This window comes from Burkholderiales bacterium, assembly GCA_036262035.1.
In the GTDB taxonomy this organism is placed as follows: Bacteria; Pseudomonadota; Gammaproteobacteria; order Burkholderiales; family SG8-41; genus JAQGMV01.
Genome location: DATAJS010000027.1, coordinates 142372 through 154377, shown reverse-complemented (window position 1 = coordinate 154377; position 12006 = coordinate 142372). Strand labels below are relative to the sequence as shown.

Here is a 12006-nt window from a genome sequence, read left to right as displayed (position 1 = left end):
CCCCCCGCCACGGAGTCGAACACGCGTGAGCCTCATCCATCCGCGTCCCGGTCCCATCGAGTACGAGCCGTACACGCGTTCCAACGACGCCGAGCTGCCGACCAAGTACGGCCTGCCGCGCGACGTGCGCTTCTGTAAGAAGTGCGTCATCTCGAACCAGCGTCCCAATTCGGCGGTCGAGTTCGCCCATACCGCCGAGAGCAAGAAGTCGACGATCAACTTCGACGAGAACGGCGTGTGCGATGCGTGCCGGCTCGCCGAGCAGAAGCACGAGCAGATCGACTGGACCGAGCGCGAGAAGCGGCTCTGCGCGCTGTGCGACCGCTATCGCCGCCACGACGGCCAGTACGACTGCGTCGTGCCGGGTTCGGGCGGCAAGGACAGCTTCTACGCGGCGCACGTGCTCAAGTACCAGTACGGCATGCACCCGCTCACGGTGACGTGGGCGCCGCACGTCTACACCGAGTGGGGCTGGAAGAACCACCAGGCGTGGATCAACGCGGGCTTCGACAACATCCTCTTCACGCCGAACGGGCGCGTGCATCGGCTGCTGACGCGCCTCGCGGTCGAGAACCTGCTGCACCCCTTCCAGCCGTTCATCCTCGGGCAGAAGAACTTGGCACCCAAGCTCGCGCTCACCTTCAACATCCCGCTGGTGTTCTTCGGCGAGAACGAAGCGGAATACGGCAACCCGATCGCCGATACGACGAGCGCGAAACGCGACTTCTCGTACTTCTCCGCCGCGGACAAGTCCAAGGTCTTCTTCGGCGGCACTTCGGTCGCCGACCTGACCGCGCATTACGGCGTGGACGAGAACGACCTCATCGCCTACATGCCCGCCGATCCCGCGGAGCTGGAGAAGAAAAAGGTCGAGGTGCACTACCTCGGCTATTACCTCAAGTGGCACCCTCAGAGCTGCTACTACTACTCGGTGGAGCACGGCGGCTTCCAGGCGTCGCCCGAGCGCACGCCGGGCACCTACAGCAAGTACAACAGCATCGACGACCGCATCGACGACTTCCACTACTACACCACGCACATCAAGTTCGGCATCGGCCGCGCCACGTACGACGCCGCGCAGGAGATCCGCTCGCGCGACATCACCCGCGACGAAGGCGTCGCGCTGGTGCGTCGCTTCGACGGCGAATGGCCGGAGCGCTTCGCCGAGGAGATCTTCCGCTATCTCTCGCTGCCCGAGACCGAGTTCCCGCAGGCCTCGAAGATGTTCGAGCAGCCGATCATGAACCGCGCGTACTTCGACGCGCTCGCCGACCGCTTCCGCTCGCCGCACCTGTGGCGCCGCGACGACGACGGCACGTGGCGCCTGCGGCACGCGGTGTGGCACGAGACCGCCGCCTGACGCATCCATGCCGTCGGCACGGTTGATCGCGCGGCTCGACATCAAGGGCCCCAACCTCATCAAAGGCGTGCACCTCGAAGGCTTGCGCGTCGTCGGCTCGCCCGAGGAGTACGCTCGGCGCTATTACGAGGAAGGCGCCGACGAGCTCATCTACATGGACACCGTCGCGAGCCTCTACGGCCGCAACAATCTCACCGACATCGTGCGGTCGGCCGCGCGGCACATCTTCGTGCCGCTCACCGTCGGCGGCGGCGTACGCTCGGTCGACGACGCCAAGACGCTCTTGCGCGCGGGCGCCGACAAGGTCGCGGTGAACACCGCCGCGGTCGCGCGGCCCGAGCTCGTCACCGAGCTCGCGCAGCGCTTCGGCGCGCAGTGCGTGGTGCTGTCGATCGAAGCCAAGCGCGTGCGCGACGGCGCGTGGGAGGCGTACACCGACAACGGCCGCGAGAAGACCGGGCTCGACGTGGTCGAGTGGGCGCAGCGCGGCCAGGACCTGGGCGCGGGCGAGATCCTGCTCACCTCGGTCGACCGCGAAGGCACGCGCAAGGGCTTCGACGTCGAGCTCGTCCAGGCGGTCTCGCCGCGCGTGTCGGTGCCGGTGATCGCGAGCGGGGGCATGGGCAGGCCCGACGATCTCGTCGACGTGGTGCTGCGCGGCGGCGCGGATGCGGTCGCGATGGCCGACGTGCTGCACTACAGGCGCCACGCGCTGAAAGACATTCGCGCGCGGGCGCGCGAAGCCGGCATCACGGTGAGGGCGTGATGTCGGCGGTCACCGTCATCGACTATGGCATGGGCAACCTGCACAGCGTCTGCCGCGCGCTGGAACACGTCGGTGCGGAGCCCGCGCTCACCGAGAATCCCGATGACGTGCGCGCCGCGGAGCTTCTGGTGCTGCCCGGTGTGGGCGCGTTCAGGGACGGCATGGCCGAGCTCGGCAGGCGCGGGCTGGTCGAAGCGCTGCGCGCTTACGCGAAGACCGGACAGCCGCTGCTGGGCATCTGCCTCGGCATGCAGATGCTGTTCGAGGAGAGCGAAGAGTTCGGACGGCACGAAGGCCTGGGGTTGTTGAAAGGCGCGGTGCGGGCGATACCGAAGCAAGGCGCGGACGGCAAACCGCACAAGATCCCGCACGTCGGCTGGCGCGCGGTGCAGCCGGCGTGGGAAGGCGCGTGGAACGACACGCTGATGGCCGAGACCCCGCACGGCGCCGAGTTCTATTTCGTGCACTCGTATACCGCGATGCCTGTGCTGCGCGAAGACCGCCTCGCCGACGCCGATTACGACGGCTGCACGATCAGCGCGGCGGTGCGCCGGGGCAACGTCTACGGTTTCCAGTTCCATCCCGAGAAGAGCGGCCCCGCGGGCCTCGCGCTGCTGGAGCGTTTCGTCCGGACATGAGCGCCGAGACCTCGCTTCGTTTCATTGCGTGCGGCAGCGCGGGCGACGGGAGCTCAGCGCTGATCGCGCGCCTGATCTCCAACGCCAAGCGGCGTTATCTCATCGTCGATACGCCTTGGCACGAGCAGCACGTGCGCGACACGGCGACCGCCGCTCCGACCGCGCGGGTGGCGGTGATCCTGGTCGACGCCCGCGAAGGCCTGCTCGCGCAGACGCGCCGCGAAACCCGCATCGCGTCGCTACTCGGCGTGAAGCACGTCGTGCTCGCGGTCGACAGGATGGACGCGCTCGGCGGGGACCGCGAACCGTTCGAGCGGATCGAAAGCGAGTACGGCGCATTCGCACGCGACGTGGGCTTCGCGAGCGTGAAAGCGATACCGGTTTCGTCGCTGACCGGGGCGAACGTCACCGCGCGCGCCGCCGAGATGCCCTGGTACTCCGGCCCTGCGCTCGTCGAGCACCTCGACACGATCGACGTGCAGGAGCCGGCGATGGCGCGCGTCGCCTTCCGCTTGCCGGTGGAGGACGTGAGCCGCGGGCAACAGGATGTCCGCAGCTATCGCGGACGCGTGGCGCAGGGCACCGTGCGCGTCGGCGACCCGATTCGCGTCGTGCCGAGCGGCCGGCAGTCGCGCGTCGCATCCATCGCGCGCGGCTCCGGCGACGTGCCGTCCGCGAGCTTCGGCGAATCCATTGCGGTGACGCTGGCCGACGGTATCGACGTCGCACGCGGCGATGTGCTGTGCGCGGCCGCCGAGCCCGCGGCGGCCACCGACCAGTTCGAAGCGAAGCTCATCTGGATGGACGCGCACGCGCTCGTTGCCGGCCGCCGCTATCGCTTCAAGCTGCACGCGCGCGAAGTGGACGGCGCGGTCACGCTCATCAAGTACCACGTCGACGTGGACACCGGCGCGCATCTCGCCGCGAGGCAGCTCAAGCTCGACGAGATCGGCGTGGTGAACGTCGGCATCGACGAGCCCGTCGCTTTCGCGCCGTACGAGGAAAACGAGCGCCTCGGCTCGTTCATCGTGATCGATCGCGAAACCGGCCGCACGGTCGGCGCGGGCACGATCGATTTCCTGCTGCGCCGCGCGGCGAACATCCACTGGCTGCGGACGAGCGTCGACAAAAGCGCGCGCGCCGACATGAAGCAGCAGGCCGCGCGCTGCGTATGGCTCACGGGCCTTTCCGGCTCGGGGAAGTCGACCATCGCCAACCTGCTGGAGAAGCAGCTCCATAGCGAAGGACTGCACACCTTCCTGCTGGACGGCGACAACGTGCGCCACGGCCTCAACCGCGACCTCGGCTTCACCGAAGCCGACCGCGTGGAGAACCTGCGCCGCATCGGCGAAGTCGCCAAGCTGATGGTCGAGGCAGGCCTCGTCGTCATCGTCTCGTTCATCTCGCCGTTTCGCGCCGAGCGCGCGACGGCGCGCGCGCTCTTCGCCGAAGGCGAGTTCGTCGAGGTGTTCGTCGACACGCCGCTGGAGGAGTGCGAACGGCGCGATCCCAAAGGCCTGTACGCCAAGGCGCGTGCGGGATCGCTGGTCAACTTCACCGGCATCGACAGCCCGTACGAAGCGCCCGAGGATCCGGAGATCCGCGTGGCGACGACCGGCCGCTCGCCGGTCGAGTGCGTCGAAGAGCTGCGCGCCGTCCTGCGCAAGCTGACCGATCGGACATGAGCGCGCGTAAACCGTTCATCGTCTGCCCCGGGTCGGCCAAAGCGGGCACGACCAGCCTGCACGCGCTGATGGCCCAGCATCCGTCGGTCGCGGTGACGCGGGTCAAGGAAAGCGATTTCTTCGTCGATCCGAAGCTCTACGGCCGCGGCTGCGCGCACTACTGGGACAACTTCTTCGAAGACAAGCCCGATGCACGGATGTGCTTCGAAGCCGACCCGATCTACATGTACGCGCACGGCTGCATGCGGCGCATCGCCGAATGCGCACCGGAAGCGCGCGTCGTGGTGATGCTGAGGAATCCGGTCGATCGCGCGTATTCGCAGTATCTCTATCGCCAGACCTACGCGCGCTACGACGAGAGCTTCGAAGACATGTGCGCGCGCGAGGACGAGCGGATCGCCAAGAGCGTGGATGCCCGGCTCGAGTACGGCTGCCTGGACCGCAGCCGTTACGCGCCGCAGGTCCGCGAGATCCTCGCGCATTTTCCGCGCGAGCAGCTGTACGTGATCGTCTTCGAACGCTTCATCAAGGACCAGTCGGGGGAGTTCAACCGTCTCCTGTCGTGGCTCGGCCTGCCGGCGCTCGAAGTCGAGCCCGCACGCGAGAACGTCGGCGGCTCGGCGCGCAGCGTCGGCCTCGCGCGCCTGCTCTACCACCCCGGCTACCGCGGCTTGCGCGGCATGGTGGGCAGCCTCCTGCCGGACGGCGTGAGGCAGCGCGTCTTCGGCGCCGTCGCCGCGGCGAACGCGCGCGAGTCGACCCCGGAGGAGCGCGTGCCGCTGGACCGCGCGCTGCGCCGGCGCCTGCTCGACGCGCTCGCACCCGACATCCGAGAGGTCGAGGCGCTGACCGGCGCCGATCTCGGGCTGTGGCTCGACTGAACCCGTGTACGGCTCCTTAAGCGTCGCCCAGCTCTTCGGCCGCTTCTCCTCGAACGCCGCGGTGTACGGCGTCAGCCTCGTCATTACCCGCGCAGGCTGGATACTGCTGCTGCCGATCTACTGGACGCGGCTCTCGCCGGAGGACTACGGCATCATCGGGATCGCCGCGGCGATCCAGATGTTCCTGAACCCGGTCCTCAGCCTCGGCCTCTACGATGCGGTGCAGCGCTTCTATTTCGACTGGGCCGAAAACGAACGGCGGCGTCGCGTAGCCGCGCTGTGGATCATCGCGCTCGCGTGGAGCGCCGTCGTCTGCGGGACGTTGCTCGCCGCGGGCGACGCCCTCTTCGGCCGCATCTACACCCAGGTGCCGTTCTTCCCGTATCTCGCCGCGACGGTCGCGACCGCGTTCTTCGCGAACTTCATGCAGTTCCCGCTGGCGACCTTACGCATGCGCGAGCGCGCCGGGCTGTACGGGATCCTCAACGTCGCGTCGTTCGCGTCGCAGGCGGCGATCACGATCGCGCTCGTCATCGTCTACGACCAGGGTGTCGCCGGCTATCTGTGGGGCGTGGCTGCGAACGCCGCGGTCTGGGCGATCGTCGCCGTCGCGCTGATGGCGAAAGAGACGACGCTCTCCTTCCGCCTTTCCGACGCGCGCGAGCCGCTGCGTTACGCGCTGCCGACCGTGCCGCTCGCAATACTCGACGGGCTGAGCAGCCTGCTCGACCGCTACTTCCTGGACAAGCACGTTGGGCTGCGCGACATCGGCCTGTACAATCTCGGCAACCAGTTCGGAACCGCCTTCAGCATGTTCAACGTGATGATGAAGACGTCCTGGATGCCGTTCCTGTACCGCGTGGTGGCCGAGCGCAGCGACGCGCCGAGCATCGTGTCGCGCTTCGCGGTGTACTACCTCACCGTCCTTGCCGTCGTCGCGCTCGGCGTCGCCCTGCTCGCCAAAGACCTCATCGACATCCTCGGCGATCCGCGCTATGCCGGCGCCTATGCCTACGTTCCTGCTTTCGTGCTGCTCTATTACATCCAGGCGATCGCCGCGGCCATGGGCCGCGGCATGGACCTCGCCAAGAAGACCGCGCTGTGGCCGCTGGTGGCGATGGTGTCGATCGTCACCGCGATCGTCGCGCTCTCGCTGCTCGTGCCCGCGTGGGGCGCACAGGGCGCGGTCGCCGCGCTGGTCATCGCCGCGGGGGTGCGCGTGACCACGCAGGTGGCGCTGTCGGTGCACTACTATCCGCGTCCGCTCAGGCTGGGCCAGCTCGTGCTGATGTGGGGGATCGCGCTGGCCGCTTTCTGGCTGGGCTGCACCGTGCCGTGGCCGGGGCTGTGGAGCTCGATCGCGGGCAAGACCGCGATCATCGCGATCGCCGCGGTCGCTCTCGCGCGCGTCGGCTTCGGCGCCGCGGCCTTCGCCGCGGTGCTCGCGCGGCTGTCGTCCGCACGGGCGAAGCAGGGGTAGCGCGCTCGCGATGCTGCCAAAAGGGCTGTGGGCTCCTCACGAGCCTCGCGCGGTGGTCCCGGTCTTCGCCGATGCGCAGACCTTCCTCGATTTCGCGGTGCAGCCGACGTTCGCGCCGAGCGTGAGGAGCTATGCCCAGCCTCTGTACTGGGCGCTCAAGAAGAAAAAAAAGCCGCTCGCCGCGGCGATCGACTACTACAACCTGCTGCTGCGGCGTCCGCTGACGTTTCGCGCGGTGCTGGTGAGTCGCGAGGGCGAGCACCTCGCGCAGTGGCCTCTCGCCAAAAGCCTGCGGGTGGGCGATTTCTTTTCCGCGAACATCGGCGAGCTGATGGCGAAATCGGGCGTCGCCTCGCAGGACGCGCTGCTCATCGTGATCGCGAACCGCGGCCGGACCGATCTCTGGAGCTCGTCGCCCGGCAGCCTCAACGTGCGCTACGTCGGCCTGCGCTCGATCTGCGGGTTCAGGACGGGGCTCTTCGCGCGCACCCTGAACCCGGTGCACGGCGCCGCGCACTTCGGGTTCACGGGCCTCAATCCCCAGGTGCGCTTCGATAACGGCACGGTGCCGAGCGTGCTGCTCATGAATCACTCGTCGGAACCGGAATACGACCGAGCGGTCGCCCCCGTCATAAGGCTGCACCGCAGTCACGACGAATACCTCGAGGCGCCGTTCGGGACGATCGCGCCGCACGGCGCGCTCGAGCGCGCGATCGCAGACCTCTTTCCCGACGCCGAAGCGTTCCTCGGCGCCAGCGGCGGCGGCTACACCGTCACGCGCGCCAAGGGCGCGACGCTCGCTTCGCTGCACGTCATGCGCGCGCGCGACCGCTCGAGCATGGCGCTCGACCATTCGCGCCCCGCGCACACCAACGTGGTGGCGTACATCTGATGCTCAGGCTGGACGCGCTCATGCGGGACAAGCCCGGCTACAGCCTGCCGACGCAGTACCGCCTCGGCGCGCCCGGGCAGACCGTGCTCTGCTTCCACAATTTCTACGAGCAGCTCTTTCCAGGACAGGACACGCCGGTCGACCTGCACGTGCTCGCGTTTGCCGAGGACGGTTCGCAGGTGCACGGCGAAACGCTGCGCGTCGCCACCGGCGAAGCCGTGCAATACAGCGCGGCGGCTGCCGACGCGCGCGGCTCGGGGATGATCGCCGCGATGGCGGTGCCGGCGTTCGATCTCGCGCAGATCAACGCCGGCCGCCTCAGGATCAGGAGCGAGATCGGCACCGGCTTCTACGTGATCTGGAAGGACGCTCGCGGCCGTCTCGACACCATGCACGAGTGGATGCCGGTGCGTGCGACCGCGGGCGGCGAGAGCCGCTACTTCTTCGTCTTCGACGCGGCGCGCCATCTCCTTGCGCGCGTGGGCCTGGTGCTCACCAACCCGTGCTGCGCGCGCGGCGCGGACGCGACGGGCACGCTCGCGCTCTACGACCGCGCGGGCACCGTCCTGGGCCGCGAGCGCCTGCCCGCCGTGCCGCCGATGGGATCGAAGCTCGTGTACCTGGACGAGCTTTTTCCGGACGCCCGCACGTGGTTCGAGCGCCACGGCGCGCTCGGCGCGCGCATCGACGGCGTCAACCTGGTCGAGCCGCTCACCGCCGAGTTTCACCAGAGCGGCGACCTGCACCTGCACCATATCAACTGACGTGGCGCGCACCTCCCGTTCCGCGCACGCTAAAGCGGCGCTCGTCGTCGACAACCCGAAGCGCGATCTCGCCGGGCTGGTGCTCGTCGCACACGAGCTCGCCAAGCTCGGCGTCGAGCCCTACCTCGTGCCCATGTACCAGCAGGGATACGACGTGCCGCTCATCGCGCCCGATGCGGTGCTGGTGAACTACGCGCGCACCACCAATCGCGCGCTGCTCGCCGGCTACCGTGCGCTCGGCGCGCGCGTCATCGTCATGGACACCGAAGGCGGCGTGCTCTCCGAATCCGGCGTCGACAGCCCGGCGAACTGGGCGCAGCACCTGCGCGAGAGCGGCCTCGACGCGAACCTCGACCGCTATCTGTTCTGGGGCTCGCGCGTGCGCGGTGCGTTCGCCGAAGCAGGCGTGCTGCCGGACGAGCGGCTGGAACTCACCGGCTGCCCGCGCTACGACTACTGCCACGCGAGGTGGAGCGGCCTTCTCGCTTACCCGGAGCGGGGATTCATCCTGGTCAACACCAACTTCTCGGCGATCAACCCGCAGTTCACGCGCTCGGCCGAGGACGAGATGGCGATCTTCCAGAGCACCGGTTGGCCGCGCGAGTACGTGCTCGCGCTGTTCGAGGACCTGCGGGCGGTGTTTCCGCGCTACCTCGACGCCGTCGCCGGCATGGCGAAGCGCAATCCGCAGCGCAGGATCGTCGTGCGCCCGCATCCGTTCGAGGACGCGACGGTGTACCAGCGCCGTTACGCCGAGATCCCGAACGTCACCGTCGACGGCGCCGGCAACGTGCTCAATGTGCTCAACGCCGCGGACTGCATGGTGCATCTCAACTGCGGCAGCTCGGTCGAGACCGTGCTCCTCGGGAAGACCCCGATCTCGCTCGAGTACCTCAACACCGAGCGCATGCGCAGCCACGCCAGCCTTCCGTCGTCGATCAGCTGTCACGCGCGGGACGAGGGCGATCTGGACCGCCTCGTGAATACGCCGAGCGAGCGCGCGCAGCGCTGGGACGCCGCGGCGGTACGGGCCCGCTACATCGAGCCTTGGTTCTACGTCATCGATGGCGGCGCGTCCGCGCGCACCGCGGCCGCGATCGCCGCAACGGTGAACGAGAGCCCGAGGCGCGTTCGGACTTCGCTCGCACGCTCTGCGGCGGGCGGCGTTACGCGGCCGAGCCGGGGCCAGCTCGCGCAGGGCCTCGCGTCGCATCTGGTCGGCTCGCACGCGGTCGCCGCGCTGCGCGCGAGGGTGAGCCGCGCGCGCCGGCACAAGACGTTTTCGCCGTCCGAGGTCTCGGGGCTGCTCCGGCGCCTCGCGCAGGTCGACGGCGCGCCGCGCGCGCTGCGCGCCGAGCGTGCGCGGCATCCGCTCACCGGCGCGCCGCTCTCGAGCCTGAAGCTCTCGTTCGAGGCCGCGCGATGAGCCGCGGCACCATCGTCTTCGCGTCCCTCGCGATGAACCAGGCGGCTTTCTTCGAGCGCATCGGCGCCGCGATGGAGCGCGCGGGCTACGCGGTCGCTCATGTGGCTTTCCACGAGCGCAGCGTCGAATGGCTGCGATCGCTCGGCCGCCGCGCCTACAACCCCTATGCGATGCAGCCGGAGGATCCCGACGCGGTCGATCTCGCGGCGTACGGCATCCGCGACGCGGCGCTGCTGCTCTCGCACGAGAAAGCCGCGTACGAGCTCACCGACACGCCGGCGCTGATGCGCAAGCTCAAAGGGCACCTGCACGCGATGTCGCGGGTGCTCGACGAGGTGTCGGCGCAGGGGCCTGTCTACCTGGTGCAGGAGCTCGGCGGCTTCACGAGTGTGCTCGCCGGTCACTACGCCGCGCGCGCACGCGGCATCGACAGCTATTTCATGGAGACGTCGTTCTTCAAGGGCCGCGTCTTCATGACCAGAAACCGCTTCGAAGCGCCCGTCGTCGCCGGCGGCGCCGAAGGCGCGGGCGATGAAGTGCGCGGCTATCTCGCGCGCGCGCTCGCCGAGCAGAGCGTCGTCATCCCGAAGAAGGACGCGCATCACTATCGCAAGGCGTCGCGCAAGATCACCGACCGGCGCAACCAGCTCCGCCTGGTGCAGAAGGCGTGGGACAAGTACGTCCTGGGCAAGCGCGAAGAGTTCGAGCACGTCGTGGGTCACGTCGGCCGCCACGTGCGGATGTTCGCGAACAGCCTGCGTCAGCGGCCTTCCTATCGCCCGCTGGAGAGCGTCGCGCGCTGCGTCTACTACCCGCTGCACGTGCCCGCCGACTTCGCGCTGACCATACGGGCGCCCGAGTACCTCGACCAGTGCGCGCTCATCGATTACCTGTGCCGCGTCACGCCGCACACGCACCAGGTCGCCGTCAAGGAGCATCCGGCGCTGATCGGCGCGGTGCCGTACGCGCGCATGAAAGATCTTCTGGATCGCCACGACAACCTGGTGCTGCTCGATCCGGGCATCAACAACTACCGCGTGCTCGGCAAGGCCGACGCGATCGTGACCGTGAACTCCAAGTCGGGCGCCGAAGCGCTGCTGCTCGGCAAGCCGGTCCTCGTGCTCGGCGACGCGTTCTATCGCGACAGCGCGCTCGCGCGGCGCGTGGACGCGCTGCACGCGCTCCCGGCGGCGCTCACGCAGGTGCTGGCGAACCATGCGGCGATCGATCGCGCGGCGATCGAATCGTTCTTCCAGAACGTGTGGGATTCGTCGCTGCCCGGCGAGCTCTACGACGTCTCGGACGAGAACGTCGCGACTTTCTCGGGCTCGCTCGCTCGCGCGCTCGGCGAGGCTGCGCGGTGAGCCCGGGCGTCTCGATCGTCACGCCGGCCTACAACGCGGCGAAGTACATCGCCGAGACCGTCGCTTCGGTACAGGCGCAGACCCACACCGAGTGGGAGATGATCGTGGTGGACGACTGCTCGCGCGACGACACCCGCGCCGTCGTGCGCGGCCTCGCCGGGCGCGACGCGCGCGTGCGCCTCGTCGAGCAGGCGGTGAACGGCGGACCCGCGCGCGCGCGCCAGGCCGCGCTCGACGCCGCGCGCTATCCGCACGTCGCTTTCCTCGACGCCGACGACCTGTGGCTGCCGCAGAAGCTCGAGCGCCAGCTCGGATTCATGCGCGAGCGCGGCGCCGCGTTCACGTTCACCGAGTATCGCCGCATCTCCGACGACGGCGCGCGCGTCGGCAAGCGGGTGCGCGTGCCCGATCGCATGACGTACTCGCGCCTCCTCGGCAACACCGCGATCGCGACCTCGACGGTGCTGATCGACCGCGGTGCGACCGGCCCTCTGGCGATGACCGAGACCTACTACGACGATTTCGTGCTGTGGCTCGGCATCCTCAAGCGCGGCTTCGTCGCCGAAGGGCTGCACGAGGACCTGATGCGCTATCGCGTGCTGGCGAAGTCGGTGTCGCGCAACAAGGCTAATTCCGCCAAGCACGTCTGGCGCACCTACCGCGACGTCGAGCGGCTGCCGCTCGTGCGCTCGGCGTGGGCGTTCGCGGGCTACGCGTCCCGCGCGCTGCTCAAGTACCGCAGCTTCTGAC

At 68.8% G+C, this 12006-nt stretch carries 11 protein-coding genes; all 11 read left to right on the top strand.

Annotation, left to right across the window (positions count from 1 at the left end; translation table 11 throughout):
- Positions 1–25 precede the first annotated feature (25 nt).
- The 11 genes from VHP37_27010 to VHP37_26960 are packed head-to-tail and all read left to right on the top strand — an operon-like array spanning position 26 to position 12005.
- The gene (locus tag VHP37_27010) at positions 26–1360 is read left to right on the top strand and encodes an N-acetyl sugar amidotransferase (GenBank protein ID HEX2830027.1); all 1335 of its coding nucleotides are present in this window, start codon (positions 26–28) and stop codon (positions 1358–1360) included.
- Between the two features lie 7 nt (positions 1361–1367).
- Positions 1368–2126 (top strand): imidazole glycerol phosphate synthase cyclase subunit, encoded by a 759-nt coding sequence (locus VHP37_27005; protein ID HEX2830026.1) that lies wholly within the window; start codon positions 1368–1370, stop codon positions 2124–2126.
- Entirely contained in the window at positions 2126–2764 is a 639-nt protein-coding gene (gene hisH / locus VHP37_27000) for an imidazole glycerol phosphate synthase subunit HisH (protein HEX2830025.1), read from the top strand. The genes VHP37_27005 and hisH overlap by 1 nt, the downstream gene beginning before the upstream one ends.
- Positions 2761–4449: an adenylyl-sulfate kinase gene (gene cysC, locus VHP37_26995; GenBank protein ID HEX2830024.1), complete on the top strand. Its 1689-nt coding sequence runs from the start codon at positions 2761–2763 to the stop codon at positions 4447–4449. Before hisH ends, cysC begins: the two co-directional genes overlap by 4 nt.
- On the top strand, positions 4446–5330 hold the full coding sequence (locus VHP37_26990; protein ID HEX2830023.1) for a sulfotransferase: 885 nt from the start codon (positions 4446–4448) through the stop codon (positions 5328–5330). Before cysC ends, VHP37_26990 begins: the two co-directional genes overlap by 4 nt.
- Before the next feature lie 4 nt (positions 5331–5334).
- Positions 5335–6810, top strand: coding sequence for a lipopolysaccharide biosynthesis protein (locus VHP37_26985; GenBank protein ID HEX2830022.1), 1476 nt, complete (start codon positions 5335–5337; stop codon positions 6808–6810).
- A gap of 52 nt (positions 6811–6862) precedes the next feature.
- The gene (locus tag VHP37_26980; GenBank protein HEX2830021.1) at positions 6863–7702 is read left to right on the top strand and encodes a hypothetical protein; all 840 of its coding nucleotides are present in this window, start codon (positions 6863–6865) and stop codon (positions 7700–7702) included.
- Positions 7702–8466 carry a hypothetical protein gene (locus tag VHP37_26975; protein HEX2830020.1) on the top strand — a complete coding sequence of 255 codons (765 nt, stop codon included), beginning with the start codon at positions 7702–7704 and terminating at the stop codon, positions 8464–8466. The genes VHP37_26980 and VHP37_26975 overlap by 1 nt, the downstream gene beginning before the upstream one ends.
- A 1-nt stretch (position 8467) precedes the next feature.
- Positions 8468–9892, top strand: coding sequence for a surface carbohydrate biosynthesis protein (locus tag VHP37_26970; GenBank protein ID HEX2830019.1), 1425 nt, complete (start codon positions 8468–8470; stop codon positions 9890–9892).
- Complete coding sequence (locus VHP37_26965; GenBank protein ID HEX2830018.1) at positions 9889–11256, top strand: hypothetical protein; 1368 nt, start codon at positions 9889–9891, stop codon at positions 11254–11256. The genes VHP37_26970 and VHP37_26965 overlap by 4 nt, the downstream gene beginning before the upstream one ends.
- Positions 11253–12005: a glycosyltransferase family 2 protein gene (locus VHP37_26960; protein ID HEX2830017.1), complete on the top strand. Its 753-nt coding sequence runs from the start codon at positions 11253–11255 to the stop codon at positions 12003–12005. Before VHP37_26965 ends, VHP37_26960 begins: the two co-directional genes overlap by 4 nt.
- Position 12006 lies beyond the last annotated feature (1 nt).

Coding starts and splice junctions, on each gene's coding strand:
- VHP37_26990 (HEX2830023.1), top strand. CDS start 4,446: ATGAGCGCGCGTAAACCGTTCATCGTCTGCCCCGGGTCGGCCAAAGCG.
- VHP37_26965 (HEX2830018.1), top strand. CDS start 9,889: ATGAGCCGCGGCACCATCGTCTTCGCGTCCCTCGCGATGAACCAGGCG.
- VHP37_26975 (HEX2830020.1), top strand. CDS start 7,702: ATGCTCAGGCTGGACGCGCTCATGCGGGACAAGCCCGGCTACAGCCTG.
- VHP37_27005 (HEX2830026.1), top strand. CDS start 1,368: ATGCCGTCGGCACGGTTGATCGCGCGGCTCGACATCAAGGGCCCCAAC.
- cysC (HEX2830024.1), top strand. CDS start 2,761: ATGAGCGCCGAGACCTCGCTTCGTTTCATTGCGTGCGGCAGCGCGGGC.
- hisH (HEX2830025.1), top strand. CDS start 2,126: ATGTCGGCGGTCACCGTCATCGACTATGGCATGGGCAACCTGCACAGC.